This is a genomic window from Isoptericola hypogeus, from assembly GCF_039531145.1.
In the GTDB taxonomy this organism is placed as follows: Bacteria; Actinomycetota; Actinomycetes; order Actinomycetales; family Cellulomonadaceae; genus Isoptericola; species Isoptericola hypogeus.
The window spans coordinates 2,036,335-2,051,874 of sequence record NZ_BAAAPM010000003.1 but is presented as its reverse complement, the minus strand read 5'-3'; the positions used below and the strand labels follow the sequence as shown (position 1 = coordinate 2,051,874).

At 73.1% G+C, this 15,540-nt stretch carries 14 protein-coding genes; 4 read left to right on the top strand and 10 right to left on the bottom strand.

The window, feature by feature from the left end; translation table 11 throughout:
• Nucleotides 1–45: 45 nt before the first annotated feature.
• The 4 genes from ABD254_RS11395 to ABD254_RS11380 form a co-directional block, all read right to left on the bottom strand.
• A complete protein-coding gene (locus tag ABD254_RS11395) occupies nt 46–585 on the bottom strand; it encodes a GTP-binding protein (protein WP_344248547.1) in 540 nt (179 codons plus the stop codon).
• A 370-nt stretch (nt 586–955) separates the two neighbouring features.
• Entirely contained in the window at nt 956–1,372 is a 417-nt protein-coding gene (locus ABD254_RS11390) for a DUF742 domain-containing protein (protein ID WP_188525003.1), read from the bottom strand.
• 10 nt (nt 1,373–1,382) lie between these two features.
• Nucleotides 1,383–1,832, bottom strand: coding sequence for a roadblock/LC7 domain-containing protein (locus tag ABD254_RS11385; protein ID WP_344248465.1), 450 nt, complete (start codon nt 1,830–1,832; stop codon nt 1,383–1,385).
• A gap of 34 nt (nt 1,833–1,866) precedes the next feature.
• Entirely contained in the window at nt 1,867–5,478 is a 3,612-nt protein-coding gene (locus ABD254_RS11380; protein ID WP_344248464.1) for a sensor histidine kinase, read from the bottom strand.
• Nucleotides 5,479–5,660: 182 nt separating this feature from the next.
• Between ABD254_RS11380 and ABD254_RS11375 the strand changes: the two genes are divergently transcribed.
• Both ABD254_RS11375 and ABD254_RS11370 read left to right on the top strand, forming a co-directional pair.
• Nucleotides 5,661–6,638, top strand: a complete 978-nt coding sequence (locus ABD254_RS11375) for an NAD(P)H-quinone oxidoreductase (protein ID WP_425553720.1) — start codon at nt 5,661–5,663, stop codon at nt 6,636–6,638.
• 95 nt (nt 6,639–6,733) lie between these two features.
• Entirely contained in the window at nt 6,734–7,393 is a 660-nt protein-coding gene (locus tag ABD254_RS11370; protein WP_344248462.1) for a bacterial proteasome activator family protein, read from the top strand.
• Nucleotides 7,394–7,396: 3 nt separating this feature from the next.
• Here the strand turns inward: ABD254_RS11370 and ABD254_RS11365 are convergent, their stop codons facing one another.
• Nucleotides 7,397–8,275 carry an EamA family transporter gene (locus tag ABD254_RS11365; RefSeq protein ID WP_344248461.1) on the bottom strand — a complete coding sequence of 293 codons (879 nt, stop codon included), beginning with the start codon at nt 8,273–8,275 and terminating at the stop codon, nt 7,397–7,399.
• A gap of 196 nt (nt 8,276–8,471) precedes the next feature.
• On the opposite strand from ABD254_RS11365, the gene ABD254_RS11360 reads away from it, so the two are divergent.
• Entirely contained in the window at nt 8,472–8,909 is a 438-nt protein-coding gene (locus tag ABD254_RS11360; RefSeq protein ID WP_344248460.1) for a DUF805 domain-containing protein, read from the top strand.
• Nucleotides 8,910–8,990: 81 nt separating this feature from the next.
• Here ABD254_RS11360 and ABD254_RS11355 read toward each other — a convergent pair whose 3' ends face one another.
• The 3 genes from ABD254_RS11355 to ABD254_RS11345 all read right to left on the bottom strand — a co-directional run bounded on the left by ABD254_RS11355 (nt 8,991) and on the right by ABD254_RS11345 (nt 12,420).
• Entirely contained in the window at nt 8,991–9,944 is a 954-nt protein-coding gene (locus tag ABD254_RS11355) for a carbohydrate ABC transporter permease (protein ID WP_344248459.1), read from the bottom strand.
• On the bottom strand, nt 9,941–10,930 hold the full coding sequence (locus tag ABD254_RS11350; protein ID WP_344248458.1) for a carbohydrate ABC transporter permease: 990 nt from the start codon (nt 10,928–10,930) through the stop codon (nt 9,941–9,943). Before ABD254_RS11350 ends, ABD254_RS11355 begins: the two co-directional genes overlap by 4 nt.
• A gap of 98 nt (nt 10,931–11,028) precedes the next feature.
• Nucleotides 11,029–12,420 (bottom strand): ABC transporter substrate-binding protein, encoded by a 1,392-nt coding sequence (locus ABD254_RS11345; protein ID WP_344248457.1) that lies wholly within the window; start codon nt 12,418–12,420, stop codon nt 11,029–11,031.
• Between the two features lie 274 nt (nt 12,421–12,694).
• Here ABD254_RS11345 and map point away from each other — a divergent pair, with 274 nt between their 5' ends.
• Nucleotides 12,695–13,477 carry a type I methionyl aminopeptidase gene (gene map / locus ABD254_RS11340; protein ID WP_344248456.1) on the top strand — a complete coding sequence of 261 codons (783 nt, stop codon included), beginning with the start codon at nt 12,695–12,697 and terminating at the stop codon, nt 13,475–13,477.
• On the opposite strand, the gene ABD254_RS11335 is transcribed toward map, so the two are convergent.
• Both ABD254_RS11335 and serS read right to left on the bottom strand, forming a co-directional pair.
• The gene (locus ABD254_RS11335) at nt 13,461–14,264 is read right to left on the bottom strand and encodes an HAD family hydrolase (RefSeq protein ID WP_344248455.1); all 804 of its coding nucleotides are present in this window, start codon (nt 14,262–14,264) and stop codon (nt 13,461–13,463) included. The genes map and ABD254_RS11335 overlap by 17 nt on opposite strands.
• Entirely contained in the window at nt 14,261–15,532 is a 1,272-nt protein-coding gene (gene serS / locus ABD254_RS11330) for a serine--tRNA ligase (protein ID WP_344248454.1), read from the bottom strand. The genes ABD254_RS11335 and serS overlap by 4 nt, the downstream gene beginning before the upstream one ends.
• Nucleotides 15,533–15,540: the final 8 nt, after the last annotated feature.

Here is a 15,540-nt window from a genome sequence, read left to right as displayed (position 1 = left end):
GCGTCCGGGGCCGTCGTCGTCACGCTCGACGTGTTGTGCTCGCCGTCAGGCGGCGCCGCTGCGCAGCTGACGCATCGCCAGCTGCACCAGGGCGATCAGGGTCTGCTTGGTCGCGGCCCGCGACCGGGCGTCCGTGTAGAGCATCGGCACGTGGGCCGGGATCTGCAGCGCCTCGCGCACGTCCTCGAGCCGGTGCTTCGCGACGCCGTCGAAGCAGTTCACGCCGACGACGAACGGGATGCCGCGCGACTCGAAGTAGTCGATGGCGGGGAAGCACTGCTCGAGCCGGTCGGTGTCCACGAGGACGACCGCGCCGATCGCGCCGCGCACCAGGTCGTCCCACATGAACAGGAAGCGGTCCTGTCCCGGCGTGCCGAACAGGTACAGCCACAGGTTGCCGGGCAGTGCCACGCGGCCGAAGTCCATCGCGACCGTGGTGGTCGTCTTGCGGTCGGTCACGCCGCCCGCGTCGTCGACGCCGACCGAGTGCTCGGTCATCGCGGCCTCGGTGTTCAGCGGCTCGACGTCGGAGATGGATCCGATGAACGTCGTCTTGCCGACGGCGAAGCCGCCCGCCACGACGATCTTGGTGACCGTGGGGGCCGCCGACTGGGACGCCGGGGCGACCCCGCCGGCCGGATTCGGCGACGGCGCCGCCTGCGGCTGGACGGGCTGGGCCACCGGGCGGGCCTGCTGGACGCCCGGGGCGCCTGGGCCCGGCACGGACGTCACGGGACCGGAGGACGCGGCACCGGACGACGCGGCCGGGGCCTGCGGCGCCGCGGACGTCACGGCGCCGCCGTCGCGCGCACCACCGAGCACGCTCTGCCGCGGCGGAGCTCCGCCCGCTGCCGGGGCCGACGCGCCGGCCGCGGGTGCGCCCACGGCACCGACGGTCTGCGAGACCGGCGCCCACGCGGGGGACATGCCCCCGGACGCACCGCGCGTCGCGCTGTCAGAGGGCGGAAATGCCATTGAGAACACTCTCCAAGACGCTCAGGGACAGCCCCGAGTGGGAACTGCCGTGCCCCGTGTGGACGTTGACCGGGGTCGAGGTGTGCACGGTGATGTGCCCCTCCTCCTGCATGTCCGCGACCAGGATGCGGACGACGCCGAGGGGCAGGCGCAGAAGCGCGGAGAGCTCCGCGATCGAGACGTACGTGTGCGCGGCGTGCTGCAGGATCGCCCGCTTCTCGGGCGTGAGACCCACGCTGTTGACCGCCCCGGGCATGACCTCGACCAGCGCCTCGAGCGGCAGGTCGGACAGCGCGGAGCGGACGCGGCCACCGGTGACCGCATAGGGACGCACCGTGGAAGCCTCGTAGCCGTCCGCGGAGTGCGCGCCCAGGGAACCGAACGGTGCGTGCGTCATCGTCGTGGCCTCATCCCACCCGCGCGGAGCGCGACGAGCCGTCCACCGGGAGGTTGCCGCGCATCTCGGAGATCAGCTGCGGCGTGAGGGTGGCCTCGGTGCGCGAGACGAGCAGGGCCATCTCGTAGCCGATCAGCCCGATGTCGCACGACGACTCCGCGACGACGGCCAGGACCGAACCGTTCGAGACGTTCATGAGGAACAGGAAGCCGTTGTCCATCTCGATCACGGCCTGCCGGACGTTACCGCCGTCCAGCTGGCGTGCCGCTCCGCGGGTCAGGCTCGACATCCCGGACACTATGGCGGCGAGCTGGTCGCCGCTGGTCCGGGAGAGCTGGTCCGACATCGCCATGAGCAGACCGTCGGCCGAGACCACGAGCGTGTGGCGGCTGCCGGGCACCGTCCGCACGAAGTTGTCGAGAAGCCACCCGAAGTTGGTCGCTTCAGTACTGAGGGTCACGCTTCCTCCTCGTCAGGTACGCCGAAGGCGCAGGTCACCGCTGCTGCGGAGACGATCCAGGGACATCATTCACGGTCGGGGCGGGTGCCGTCGAGGCCGTGGTGGCACCGGCATCGGTGCGCCCGCGGCTCGTCGCCGACTGGAAGGCCGAGAGCCGCGCCCGCAGCTGCTCGGGGTCGCGCTCGATGCGCGCCGTGAACCGGTCGGCGGAGGCCGACTGGTCCCCGGCGCGGGTGCGTCGGGTGAGCCCGGAGCCGCCGCTCGGCGCGACGGCGGCCGGCCGGTACGTCTGCTCGTCGTTCGTCGAAGTCACGTTCCCTTCCTGGAAGACGCCGCGCTGCAGCAGCGTCGACATCTCCTCGTACAGGACGGCGGACGCCATCCACTCGGAGCGCGCCTCGACGGTGTCGGGCACGAAGTGCGGGTCGAGCGGGTCGACGCCCGACGGCTCGGTCGAGCGCAGCGGCAGCACCGAGCCGCCGTACGACGTCGACGACCGGTAGTCGTCCACCGCGGGCTGCGGAGCGGCCGGCGGTGCGGCGGGCCGCGGCGCGGACGGGGCGGCGTAGGACGTGGCCCGGGAGGCGTCGCCGGACCCCGACCAGGGGGCCGGTGCTGCGCTCGGTGCGGGATCCTGCACGTCGCCCCGGTCCGTGCCCTCGGACTCGGTCGAGGGCTTGCGTCCGAACAGCCCCCGCTTGCGGCCCTGGCTCGCGGTCTCCCGCGCGGCCCGCCGGCTCGGCAGGTCGGTGATGAGGTCCTCGAAGGCGGGCAGGCTCTCGAACTGGGACTGTGCCGGCTCGGCCACCGGGTCGGGCTCGGCCGGGGCCGGCTCGGCGACGGGGGCCGGCGTGGTCGGCTGCCAGGTCGCGCGCGCGATCGGCTCGGCAACCGACCGGACGACCGGCTCCGACGGCGCGGCCGGAGCGGGCGCCTGCGGCGCCTGGGACGCCCAGGGGTCTACCGCGGCCACGGGCTCGGCCACCGGTGCCGGGACGTCCCGCACGGGCAGCGCCGCAGGCTCGGGCGCACGCTCGACGCGGGGCTCCGCGACGGCTCCGGGGACCGGGGACTGTGCCGCCGACGCCTCGGGCTGCGGGGCGGGAGCCAGCGGGGCGAGCGCGTCCGGCAGGGCCGCCGGGTCCTCGGTGATCGCGTCCAGCTGCAGCGTGCTCTCGGTGTCGGACACGTCGAGGGTTTCCATCGACCGGAACCCGGAGAACAGGCCGGTGCGCTGCTCGACACCGAGGAGCGGCGCCGAGACGGGCTCGGGCTCGACCGGTGCCGGCACGGGCTCGGGCTGGGCACGGTGCCGGCTGGGCAGCGCGGCCGCGGGGCGCTCCGCCGCGCTCGGCGGACGCCAGGCGTCTGTCGTCGCGTCGTCCACGAGGTCGGGCAACGTGGGCGTCTCGAGCGGCGGGAGCACGATCGGGCCGGTGTCGACCCGGTCCGACTCGGGCTCGGCCTGCCGCCGACGACGGGGCATGCCGACCGACGTCGTACCGTCGGTGAGCGCGTCGAGGTCGACGGGGACCGCCGCCGGCGGCTCCGGCTCGAGGACGCCGGGGATCGCGCCGGTCGGCACGTAGGCGGACGCCGCCGGCTGCGGCTCGGGCACGTGGGCGGCGGGCGTGACGCCCGTCGGAGCGACGGCGGGGGTAGGCCTCGTCGCCGGCTCCTGGGCCACCGGCTCGACGACCGGGGACGGCGCGGGGACGGCGTCGACCGCGGGGACCGGGGCCTGGCTGCCGAAGCCCGCGACGGCGGCCTGCGTGCCCGCCTCCAGCGGGTCGGTCGGCTGCGGCAGCGGCAACGCGTCGTCGGGCAGGAAGAGCACCGACGGGAAGACGACCGTCACCTCGGTCCCGGTGCCCGACGCGCCCTTCCCGAAGGCCACGGAGGCCCCGAGCCGGTCGGCGAGCCGCCCGACCACGTAGAGGCCGAGCCGCTGGGCGCCCACGGCGTCCGACGCGGCGGAGCTGGCCACCTTGACGTTCGCCTCGGCGATCTCCTCCGGGCTCATGCCCAGGCCGTGGTCGCGCACGATGACGACGACGCCGCGGTCGTCGCGGGACGTCGTGACCTCGACCGGCGTGTGCGGCTCGGAGAACATCGTCGCGTTCTCGAGCAGCTCGGCCAGCAGGTGGGCCGCGTTGAGGGCGTTGTGCCCCAGCATGTGCGGGTCGACGGCGAGGTTCAGCCGCACCCGGTCGTACAGCTCGATCTCGGACGACGCGGTACGCACCACGTCGGAGACCGGCATGGGGTTGCGCACCCGGCGACCCGAGTCGATGCCCGCGAGCACGAGCAGGGACTCCGCGTTGCGACGCATCCGGGTGGCCAGGTGGTCGAGCCGGAAGAGGTTCGACAGCGTGCTCGGGTCCTCCTCGGACCGCTCCAGCTCGTCGAGGAAGGCGAGCTGCCGGTTGAGCAGCACCTGGTCGCGGCGGGCGACGTTGACGAACATCTCGGCGATCGACCCGCGCAGCGCCGCCTGCTCGCGCGCCACGGCCATCGTGGTCTCGTTCACCTCGTTGAACGAGGCCGCCAGGCGACCGATCTCGTCGGTCGACTCGACGGGCACCTGCACCAGGTCGATGGACGGTGCCTGGCCGGGCACCGCCATCTGCTCGACCATCCGGGGCAGGCGGTCGCGGACGTCGGCGGTCGCGACGGTGAGGCGCCGCAGCGGCTCGACGATGCGACGGGCGATGAACAGCGCGAGCAGGAACGACAGGAGCACGACGCCGAAGGCGGCGGCACCGGTGAGCAGCGCCGCGCTGCGGGCCGCGCTCGCGTCGTCGTCGGCGTAGTCCACCGTCATGGCCCGGACCTCGTCGCGGACGGGCTGCGTGTCGTCGACCCAGGCCTGCGACAGCTCCGACCACTGCGCGCCCAGCTCCGGGTCGATGCCCGAGAAGTTGAGGTAGCGCAGCTGGAGCCGCAGCTGGTCGAGCTCCTCGGAGTACGCCGGGACCTGCAGGTCGCCCGGCAGCAGGTCGAGCCGCTCCTGCGCCTCGGTGCGCAGCGCGTTCGTCGCCTGCAGGGAGGTGACCATGCGGTTCATCAGGTCGGGGTTCGGGTCCCCGTCCGCGGCGTCGACCAGGGCTGCTCCGACGATCGGCCGCTCCAGCGTGTTGGCCAGCATCGCCTGGTCCATCGCCACGTAGGCGTTGATGCGCTGCGCGAGGCCGGAGTCGGTGGTGCTCTGCGAGACCGACCGCGGGACGTCGAGCGCCCGCTCGATCAGGTCCGTGTACCGGGCGGTCGCCCGCTCCTCCGTGATCTGCCCGGAGATGACGTCGCGCTGGACCTCGTCGAGCGCCGTCCGGTCCTCGAGCGTGCGCGCGATCGCGTCCTGGACGTTGGTCGTGAGGGCCGTGACGTCGAGCGCCTCGAGCGCCTCGTCGCGCGCGTCGAGCGCACGGTCGGTCTCCTCCTGCGCGCTGACCAGCGCCTTCCGGGCGTCCGGCAGGCCCATCGACGCCGCGAGGCTGAGGCCGCGCTCGGCCGCGACGGCCGAGCCGGCCGCGTCCTGCAGCTCGAGCGAGTCCATGAGGGCCGCCGTCTGCTCCGCCTGGCGGTTCTCCTGCAGCGACTGCCAGGTGATCCAGCTCGCCGCCAGAGCCAGGACGAAGATCGGCACGGCGAGTGTCGCAAGGATCTTCCCGCGAACGCCCAACCTGCGGAGCATCTGAACCTCTCTCCATCCCAGTTCGTCGGAGGAACGTCGGCGGTTGCCGCGTCCTTCCGGATCAGTGCCTTCACGTCCGGCACCGTTCCGCGTCCACGAGGCAGTCTCGGGGCGCACGGGTAGGCTCCATCGGTGTGCGAGCGGTCACGATATCGGCACCCGGCGGTCCAGCGAAACTCGCCTCAACCCACGTGAACCTGGGCGAACCGGGCCCCGGAGAGCTGTCGGTCGACATTGCAGCGGCCGGCGTCAACCGTGCTGACCTGCTGCAACGGTCCGGACACTACACGCCTCCGCCCGGTGCTCCCGAGTGGCCGGGTCTCGAGATATCGGGTACGGTCCGCGCCCTCGGCCCCGGCGTGTCCGCCTGGCGCGCCGGTGACGCGGTCGTGGCGCTGCTCGAGGGCGGGGGGTACGCCGAGCAGGCCGTCGTCCGCGCCACGCAGGTCCTGCCGGCGCCGCACGGCGTCGACCTCGTGGACGCCGCCGCGCTGCCGGAGGCCGTCCTCACCGCGTGGACCAACCTCGTGGACACGGCGCGGCTGCAGGCCGGCGAGTGGGTCCTGGTGCACGGCGGCTCGGGCGGCGTCGGGAGCATCGCCGTGCAGCTCGCGACCGCCCTCGGCGCGCGCGTGGTGACGACCGCCGGCGGCCCGGAGCGCGTCGCCCGGTGCCTCGCGCTCGGCGCCGAGGTCGTCGTCGACCATCGCGCCGACGACGTGGTCGCCGCCGTACGTGACGCCACCGGGGGCCGCGGCGCCGACGTCGTGCTCGACGTGCTCGGGGCCGGCGGGCTCGCCGACAACGTGCGGGTCCTCGCCCCGGGCGGGCGCCTCGTCGTCATCGGCCTGCAGAAGGGGCGCCGCGGCGAGCTCGACCTCGGCGCGCTCATGGCCAAGGGCGCCTGGGTGACGGGGACGCTGCTTCGTCCCCGGCCGGCCGAGGAGAAGGCCGCGCTCGTCGCGGCCGTGCGCGAGCACGTGTGGCCGATGGTCGCCGACGGCCAGGTCCGCCCGGTGGTGCACGCCCGGGTCCCGCTCGACGAGGCAGCGCGGGCGCACGAGCTGCTCGAGTCGGGCGAGGTGTTCGGCAAGGTGCTGCTCGTCCCCTGACCTGCGGCACCCGACGACCGGCACCCGGCGACCGGCACCCGGCGACCGGCGCTGCGCCGTCGCCGGTGTCGGCGGCGTGGGCCAGACTGGGCCGCATGACCGGCAGCGACCCGAGCCTCCGTGACAGCGACCGCGACGACGAGCCGGGCGCGACGCCCGGGCCCGGCGAGCCCCGCGACGTGCCCGGCCCGGCGCGGGTCGTCATGCCCGACGGACGCGAGGTCCCCGTGACGGACCACGAGCACGCCTCCGACGAGGCCGCGCCCGACGACGAGGAGGGCGCGGACGCCTCACGGATCGAGGAGCCCGCCAAGGTCATGCGCATCGGCGGCATGATCAAGCGGCTTCTCGACGAGGTCCGGGACGCCCCGCTCGACGACGCCGCGCGCACGCGCCTGGCCGAGATCCACGAGCGCTCGCTCACCGAGCTCGAGGACGGCCTCTCCCCCGACCTCGTGGAGGAGCTGCACCGCATCACGCTGCCGTTCTCGGACGACGCGGTGCCGTCCGACGCGGAGCTGCGGGTCGCCCAGGCGCAGCTCGTCGGATGGCTCGAGGGCCTCTTCCACGGGATCCAGACGGCGCTCGTGGCCCAGCAGATGGCGGCGCAGGCCCAGCTCTCCCAGATGCGGCGCGCGCTGCCCCCCGGCGCGCACCCGGTGCCTTTCGGCCCGGCCGGGCCCGGCGGGCCACCGCCCGGCCCCGGCCGGGACGGCCGCGAGGACGGCCGGCCGTCGCCGGGCCAGTACCTGTAGGGGTCAGCTGCGCGCCGTCATGGCGATGGCGCCCGAGACCAGCAGCAGGCCGACGAGCTCCGGCCAGGTGGGCAGCTGGCGCAGCACGACGGCGCCGACGACGACGGCTGTCGCCGGCAGCAGCGCCAGCAGCACGGCGAACGTCGCCGTCCCGACCCGACGCAGCACCACCTGGTCGAGCACGTAGGGCACCACGGACGAGCAGACCGCCACGACCAGCAGGAAGGCCAGGAGACCTGGGTCGCCGACGACCTCGGCCGTCGACGACCCGAAGAAGGGCGCGAACGCCAGCGCGCCGGCGGCCATGCCCACCGCCAGGCCGTCGATGCCCGAACCCGCTCCCGCCCTCGCGACGCGCTTGCCGAGCACGATGTAGCCCGCCCAGCAGGCCGCGGCCGCGAGCAGCGCGCCCAGCCCGACGATCACGTCCTCGCGCGGCAGGCCCGAGGAGAGCGTCACCCCCGCGAGCAGGAGCACGCCCGAGGCGGCGACCACGATCGCCAGGCGTTCCCGCCATCCCCGCCCGGTGACCGCGGCCACGGCCACGGGGCCCACGAACTCGATCGCGACGCCGACGCCGAGCGGCAAGTGGTCGATACCCACGTAGAACGCGACGTTCATCGCGGCGAGGACCACGCCGAAGAGCGCCGCGACGCCGAGGCTGCGCCGGGTCCAGGCCCGGCGCCACGGGCGACGCCACGCGAGGAGGACGACGGCGGCCAGCACGATGCGCCACCAGCTCACCGTCGGCGCGCCCAGACGGTCGAACAGACCGACGGCGACCGCCGCGCCGAGGTACAGCGTCAGCCCCGAGACCACGAAGAGCGCCGGTGCCGGGACCCGGTCCAGGCCGGCGCGGGGGCGGGGGTTCAGGGTCGGCACCACGGGAGCATACGGGCGGAGCACCGGAGGGCACCCGGCGCAGGCCCTCGTCGACCGGCCCGGGCGGCCCGAGATGTGGACGAGATGTGCGCAGACTCTGGACGGCGCGTGACGGTTGCCTCTACGCTCGCCAGCGCTACGCGGGCCGCGCCGTCTGGCTCCGCGCCCGCTCCGTCATCGACCCAGTGAGGCCGTCATGTCCTTCCCGGACTCCGTCAAGTCCGTCTTCAGCCAGTACGCCACGTTCTCCGGCCGCGCCCGCCGCTCCGAGTTCTGGTTCTGGTACCTGTTCCTGGTCATCGTCGGCGGCGTCGTGGGCACCGTCGTCGGTATCGTCGCGGCGTCGTCGTACGACGCGACGACCGAGACGTTCGGCGCCGGCCTGTACGTGGTGAGCAGCCTCGTGAGCCTGGTCTGGCTCGCGCTGGTCCTGCCGACGCTCGCCGTCATGGTGCGACGCCTCCACGACCAGGACAAGTCCGGCTTCTTCTGGTTCCTGAGCCTGATCCCGCTCGTGGGCGGCATCATCATGATCGTGCTCTACGCGCTGCCGGGCACAGCCGGGCCGAACCGCTTCGGTCCGGACCCCAAGGTCGCGCAGGCGCCCGCCGCGTCGTACGCCGTGCCCGCCTGACGTACCGCTCGTGCACGACGACGGCGGCTTGGGCATCGCGCCCGGGCCGCCGTCGTCGTCCCCGCAACGGTCGGTGCCCGCTCAGCCCTTCACCGAGCCCGCGAGCAGGCCTCGCACGAAGTAGCGCTGCAGGCCGATGAACACGACCAGCGGCACGATCATCGAGATGAACGCCCCGGCCGAGAGCACGGGCCAGTCGCCGCCGCGGGAGCCGGCGAGCTCGGCGACGCGCACCGTCAGCGGCGCGACGTCCGGCGTCGCCCCCGTGAACACCAGCGCCACGAGCAGGTCGTTCCACACCCACAGGAACTGGAAGATCCCGAACGCCGCGATCGCCGGCACGAGGAGCGGCAGCATGACGCGGAAGAAGATCTTGACGTGGCCGGCGCCGTCCACGCGCGCCGCCTCGACCAGCGACGCCGGGATGTCCTTCATGAAGTTGTGCAGCAGGAAGATCGCCAGCGGCAGGGCGAAGATCGAGTGCGAGAGCCACACCGTCCAGAACGTGCCGTTGACCCCCAGCGACACGTAGGCCTTGAGCAGCGGGATCATCGTGATCTGGATGGGGATGATCTGCAGGGCGAAGACCGCGACGAACAGGACGTCCCGACCCCGGAACGGGATCCACGCGAAGGCGTACGCCGCGAGCAGGGCCAGCGTGATCGGGATGATCACGGCCGGCAGCGTGATCACGATCGAGTTGAGGAAGTAGCTGCCGAGGTTGGTCGACGACCCGAACAGCGCCGTCTCGTAGTTCTCCAGGGAGAACTCCGCCTCGCCGCTGAAGATGCCGCCGAAGACCGTCCACCAGCCGCTGCGGCGGATGTCCAGCTCCGGGCGGAACGACGTGACGAGCAGGCCGAGCGTGGGGATCGTCCACAGGATCGCCAGCACGAGGGCGATCCCCGACGCCCACGGGTTCGACAGCCGCTTGCGCGCGATCCGCGCGCGGTCGTTCACGGTGCGGCGGGCGGGCGGGGCCGGCGTCGCAGCGTCGGTGTCGCCGGTCACGGGGGGCGTCGGGGTGGCGCTCATCGGACCTCCTCCGACAGCCGCATCTGGCGGACGTTGTACCAGACGATCGGGATCACCAGCACGAAGAGGATCACCGCGAGCGCCGCACCCAGGCCGGCATTGTTCTGCCGGAACGACTGCGTGTAGAACTCGTTCGCCACGACCGACGTGCCGAACTGCCCGCCCGTCATGGTGCGCACGATGTCGAAGACCTTGAGGGTCGTGATGGCGATGGTCGTGAGGACGACGACGAGCGCCGGCCGGATCGACGGCACCGTGATGTAGCGGAACATGCCGAGCCCGGTGAGCCCGTCCAGGCGGGCCGCCTCCACGATGTCGTCCGGGATGGCGCGGATCGCGGCGGCCAGCAGCGTCATCGCGAAGCCGACCTGGATCCAGATGAGCACGACGATGAGGAAGAGCGTGTTCTGCGGCTGGGTGATGAGGAACTGCTGCGGCGGGATGCCCAGCCAGACCAGGACCTGGTTGAGCAGCCCGATCTGGTTCACCCCCGGCTGGTCGGGGCGGAACTCGTAGACGAACTTCCAGATGATGCTCGCGCCCACCATGGAGATGGCCATGGGCAGGAACACCAGCGCCTTGGCGAACTTCTCGAACCGGCTCTTGTCGACGACGACGGCGTACACGAGCCCGAGGAAGGTCGCGACGACCGGCACCAGCAGCACCCAGACGGCCGTGTTGCGCAGCACGATGAGGAACTGCTCGTTGGTGAAGGCGGTGACGAAGTTGTCGAGGCCCACGAATTCCGAGCCGGTGCGGTCGTAGAACGACGCGCGGATCGTCACGATGCCCGGGTAGACGAGCCCGAAGGCCAGGCCGAGGAGCGCCGGCCCGACGAACGCCGCGACCACCAGCCACTTCGGCACCCGCCGTGGCCGGTCGACCGCCAGGAGGATCACGGCCATGACGGCCACGAACAGCAGGATCGCGACGGCCATCCCGACGAGCTTCTGGGTGGCCGTGTCCGTCCCGAGGAACCAGTCCATGCTCTCCCTCCCCGTGGGGGTACCTGAACGACGTCGTCATCGGAGCGGCGGACGGGCAGGAGCGCGTGCCGCGCCCCGCCCGTCCGCCGCCCTGCGGCTCAGCGTGACGGCCAGGAGCTCTCGATCTGGTCGACGACCTCCTGCGTCTCGGCACCCGTCAGCCAGTCGACGATGCCGGTCCAGAAGGAGCCCGCCCCCACCTCGCTGGGCATGAGGTCGGACGCGTCGTACCGCGCGACCGTGGCCTCGTCGGTCAGGGTCGCGGCCACGAGGCGGTCGAAGTCCGTGGCGAGCAGCTCCGGGTCCAGGCCGTTGTTGGCGCTGACCCAGCCGCCGGCCGGCGTGGCGACGGCCTTGGCGTTCGCCCAGTCCGAGCTCGCCAGGTAGGTCTGGAAGGCCTGCACCTCCGGGCGGTCGTTGAACGCCGCGATGAAGGGCCCGGCCACGAGGGTCGGCTTCTCCTCGGTGGTCTCCGCCGGCAGGTAGAAGGCCCACACGTCGCCGTCCTCGGCGACCTCGGTGCCCTCCGGCCACTGCGCCTGGTAGAAGTTCGCCGCGCGCGACATGTAGCAGGTGCCGTCCAGGATCGGGAAGCCCGCGTCGCTCCACGTCGTCGTCGCGATCGAGCTGACGTCGCCGAGCCCGCCGTTGACGAACGCCGGGTCCTTGAGGATCGAGCCCGCAGCGTCCCACGCCTCGACGATCTGCGGGTCGTTGAACGGGATCTCGTGCGTGTACCACTGGTCGTACACGTCCGGGCCGGCGGTGCGCAGCACCATGTCCTCGATGAAGTCCGTGCCCGGCCAGCCGGTCGCGTCGCCGGACTCGACGCCCGCGCACCACGGGAGCGCGCCCGAGTCGGCGATCGTCTGGCTGAGGGTCATGAGCTCGTCCCAGGTCTGCGGCTCCTCGTACCCGGCGTCGGAGAACATGGCCGGCGAGTACCAGACGAAGGACTTCACGTTGGCGTCGTACGGGGCCGCGTAGAACTCGTCGTCGACCGTGCCGTACGCCTTCCAGTCCTCGGAGAAGAACTCGTCGACGTTGGCCTCGGTCTGCTCCGGCGCCGGCACGACCGCGTCGTACTGCGTCACCAGGGTGTTGAGCAGGCCCGGCTGGTTGACGATCGCGATGTCGGGCGGGCTGCCCGCCTGTACGCGCACCGGCAGCTGCGCCTCCTGCTCGCGCGAGCCCTCGTACTGGATCGTGACGCCCGTGCACTCCTCGAAGGGCTCGTAGGAGGCCTGGTGCGCCTCTGCCTCGGGGTCGACGATCGAGGTGTAGACCGTGACCTCCGTGCCCTCGAGGTCGCCGAACTCCTCGTAGGGCGCGCAGTCGATCTCGAAGGCCTGGGCCGTTTCGTCGCCCCCGTCGCCCCCGTCTCCTCCGTCGCCGCCACCGCCGCACGCGGCCACCAGGAGCGCGAGGCTCGCCGCACCCGCCGCGCCCATGAGCCCGCGGCGTCTCGCCGTCGTCGTCCGTGTGGTCATCGCCGATCCCCTTCACTGCGTCGTGCGTCGGTGGGCAACGTCGTGATGCGCGGGTCGTCGTGCCCGCGTGGCGGCCCGATTTCCCCTGCAATGTCTGAGTCGACCGCGAACCGGGGCGGGCCGCAACCGGGATGAGGGCGAACTCCGGTCACGATGCGATGACGATCCGTGCCACCCTTGACCTCGTCGACCACCCCGCGCCCGGACGCCTGCCCGGCGCGTGGCGCGGCGGAGACGACCACCACGACGACGGAACGACGACGAAGGACGACAGATGATCGAGCTGAGGAGCCCGCGCGAGATCGAGGAGATGCGCCCCGCGGGACGCTTCGTCGCCGAGGTGCTCACCGCCGTGCGCGACGCCGCGGCCGTCGGGGTGAACCTGCTCGAGCTGGACGCCGTGGCCCACCGGATGATCAAGGAGCGCGGCGCCGAGTCGTGCTACATCGACTATCACCCGTCGTTCGGCGCGATGCCGTTCGGCAAGGTCATCTGCACGTCGGTCAACGACGCGGTGCTGCACGGCCTCCCCCACGACTACGCGCTGCGCGACGGCGACCTGCTGAGCATCGACTTCGCCGCCGCGGTGGACGGCTGGGTCTCGGACTCCGCCGTGTCCTTCGTCGTCGGGGGCTCGCCGACGCCCGAGCGGGCCGCCGGCGACGCGAGGCTGATCCGCACCACCGAGGTCGCGCTGGAGGCCGGCATCGCCGCGGCGCAGCCCGGGAAGAAGGTCGGCGACATCTCCGCCGCGATCGCCGCCGTCGCGCGCGAGGCCGGGTACGCGATCAACACCGACTTCGGCGGGCACGGCGTCGGGCGCACCATGCACGGCGAGCCGCACGTCCCGAACGACGGGCGCGCCGGCCGAGGCTTCCCGCTCCGGCCCGGCCTCGTCATCGCCGTCGAGCCGTGGTTCCTCGAGACCACCGACGAGATCTACACCGACCCCGACGGCTGGACGCTGCGCTCGACCGACGGCTCGCGCGGCGCGCACAGCGAGCACACCATCGCGATCACCGCCGACGGCCCCGTCGTGCTCACCGCCCGCGACTGACGAGGGACCGCAGCACGGCGGCGGCGCCGTCGTCGTCGATGGTCCCGGTCACCTCGTCGGCGGCGCTGCGCACCAGGTCGTCCGCGTGCCCCATCGCGACGCCGCGCGCCGCCCACCGCAGCATGTCGACGTCGTTGTGCCCGTCGCCGACGGCGACGGTCGCGGACGGGTCGACGCCCAGCACGCCGCGCAGGCGCTCCAGGGCCGACGCCTTCGTGACGCCGCGGGGCGCGAGGTCCATCCACGCCGTCCAGCCGACCGCGTAGGTGACGTCGTCCAGGCCGATCCGGGCCGCCATCTCACCGAACTGCTCCGGCGTGTGCTCGGGGCTGCGGATGACGACGCGCGTCACCTCGCGCGCCCAGAGCTGCTCGAAGTCCACCACCCGGTGCTCGCCGTCGAGCTCGCCGTCGGGGAACAGCGCGTTCATCCGGAACCCGATGCCGATGTCCTCGACGGCGTACCGGGCGCCCGGCAGTTCCTCGCGCAGCAGCCGCAGCGCCGGGCCCGGGTCGAACGTGCGGACCTGGTCGAGCTCCCACCCGTTCGGGGCGTCCGGGTCGAGGCGCACGGTGACCGCGCCGTTGGAGCTCACCATCCACCCGGCGTCGATGCCCAGCAGCGCGGCGACCGGCGTCATCGCGACGAGCGACCGGCCCGACGAGAGCACCACGTGATGCCCGGCCGCCCGCACCGCTGCGACCGCCTCGCCCACGGCCGGCGACAGCCCGCCGTCGTACCCGAGCAGGGTGCCGTCGATGTCGAGGGCGACGAGGTGGGGCGTCATGCGACCGGCTCGAGCACCTCGAGCCCGCCGAGGTAGGGCCGCAGGCCCTCGGGCACGCGCACCGACCCGTCCGCCTGCTGGTGGTTCTCCAGGATCGCGACGATCCAGCGCGTGGTGCCGAGCGTGCCGTTGAGCGTCGCGACGGGGCGCGTGCTGCCCTCGGCCGTGCGCTCGCGCACCGCGAGGCGGCGGGCCTGGAACGTGGTGCAGTTCGACGTCGAGGTGAGCTCCAGGAAGCGCTCCTGGGTGGGCAGCCACGCCTCGCAGTCGAACTTCCGGGCGGCGGACGAGCCCAGGTCGCCCGCGGCGGTGTCGATGACGCGGTACGGCAGCTCGACCTTGCGCAGCATCGCCTCCTCCCAGCCGAGCAGGCGCTCGTGCTCCGCCGCGGCCTCCTCGGGCGGGCAGTAGCTGAACATCTCCACCTTGTGGAACTGGTGGACGCGGATGATGCCGCGGGTGTCCCGGCCCGCCGAGCCGGCCTCGCGCCGGTAGCAGGCGCTCCACCCCGCGTACCGCTTCGGGCCGCCCGACAGGTCGATGATCTCGTCGGCGTGGTAGCCCGCGAGCGCCACCTCCGACGTCCCGACCAGGTACTGGTCGTCCTTCTCCAGGTGGTACACCTCGTCCGCGTGCTTGCCGAGGAAGCCCGTGCCGCGCATGGTCTCGGGGTTGACCAGCGTCGGCGTGATCATCGGGGTGAACCCCTCGGCGACCGCCTGGTCCATCGCCGCGTTGAGCAGCGCGAGCTCGAGCCGCGCGCCGATCCCGGTGAGGAAGTAGAACCGCGCGCCCGACACCTTCGCGCCGCGCGCCATGTCGATCGCGCCGAGGCCCTCGCCGAGCGCCAGGTGGTCGCGGGGCGCGAAGCCCTCGGCGGCGAAGTCGCGGACCCTGCCCTCGTGGCGCAGCACCACGAAGTCCTCCTCGCCGCCGGCGGGCGCGCCCTCGACGACGTTCGGGATCTGGTAGAGCAGGTCGTCGAGCTCGCGCTCGGCTCCGTGAGCGTCGGCCTGGCGCGCCTTGACCTGCTCGGCCAGGTGCTTGGTGCGGCCCAGCAGCTCGGCCTTCTCGTCGCCGGACGCCTTCGCCACCTGCTTGCCCAGCGCCTTCTGCTCGGCGCGCAGCGTCTCGAAGTCCACCAGGGACGAGCGGCGGCGCGCGTCGGCGTCCAGCGCCGCGTCGACGAGGTCGGGGTTGTCGCCGCGGGCCTGCTGGCTCGCGCGGACGACGTCGGGGTTGTCGCGCAGGAGGCGGAGGTCGATCACGCCCGTCA

Coding starts and splice junctions, on each gene's coding strand:
- ABD254_RS11390 (WP_188525003.1), bottom strand. CDS start 1,372: ATGACGCACGCACCGTTCGGTTCCCTGGGCGCGCACTCCGCGGACGGC.
- ABD254_RS11370 (WP_344248462.1), top strand. CDS start 6,734: ATGACCGGCAGCGACCCGAGCCTCCGTGACAGCGACCGCGACGACGAG.
- ABD254_RS11360 (WP_344248460.1), top strand. CDS start 8,472: ATGTCCTTCCCGGACTCCGTCAAGTCCGTCTTCAGCCAGTACGCCACG.
- ABD254_RS11355 (WP_344248459.1), bottom strand. CDS start 9,944: ATGAGCGCCACCCCGACGCCCCCCGTGACCGGCGACACCGACGCTGCG.
- ABD254_RS11350 (WP_344248458.1), bottom strand. CDS start 10,930: ATGGACTGGTTCCTCGGGACGGACACGGCCACCCAGAAGCTCGTCGGG.
- ABD254_RS11345 (WP_344248457.1), bottom strand. CDS start 12,420: ATGACCACACGGACGACGACGGCGAGACGCCGCGGGCTCATGGGCGCG.
- map (WP_344248456.1), top strand. CDS start 12,695: ATGATCGAGCTGAGGAGCCCGCGCGAGATCGAGGAGATGCGCCCCGCG.
- ABD254_RS11335 (WP_344248455.1), bottom strand. CDS start 14,264: ATGACGCCCCACCTCGTCGCCCTCGACATCGACGGCACCCTGCTCGGG.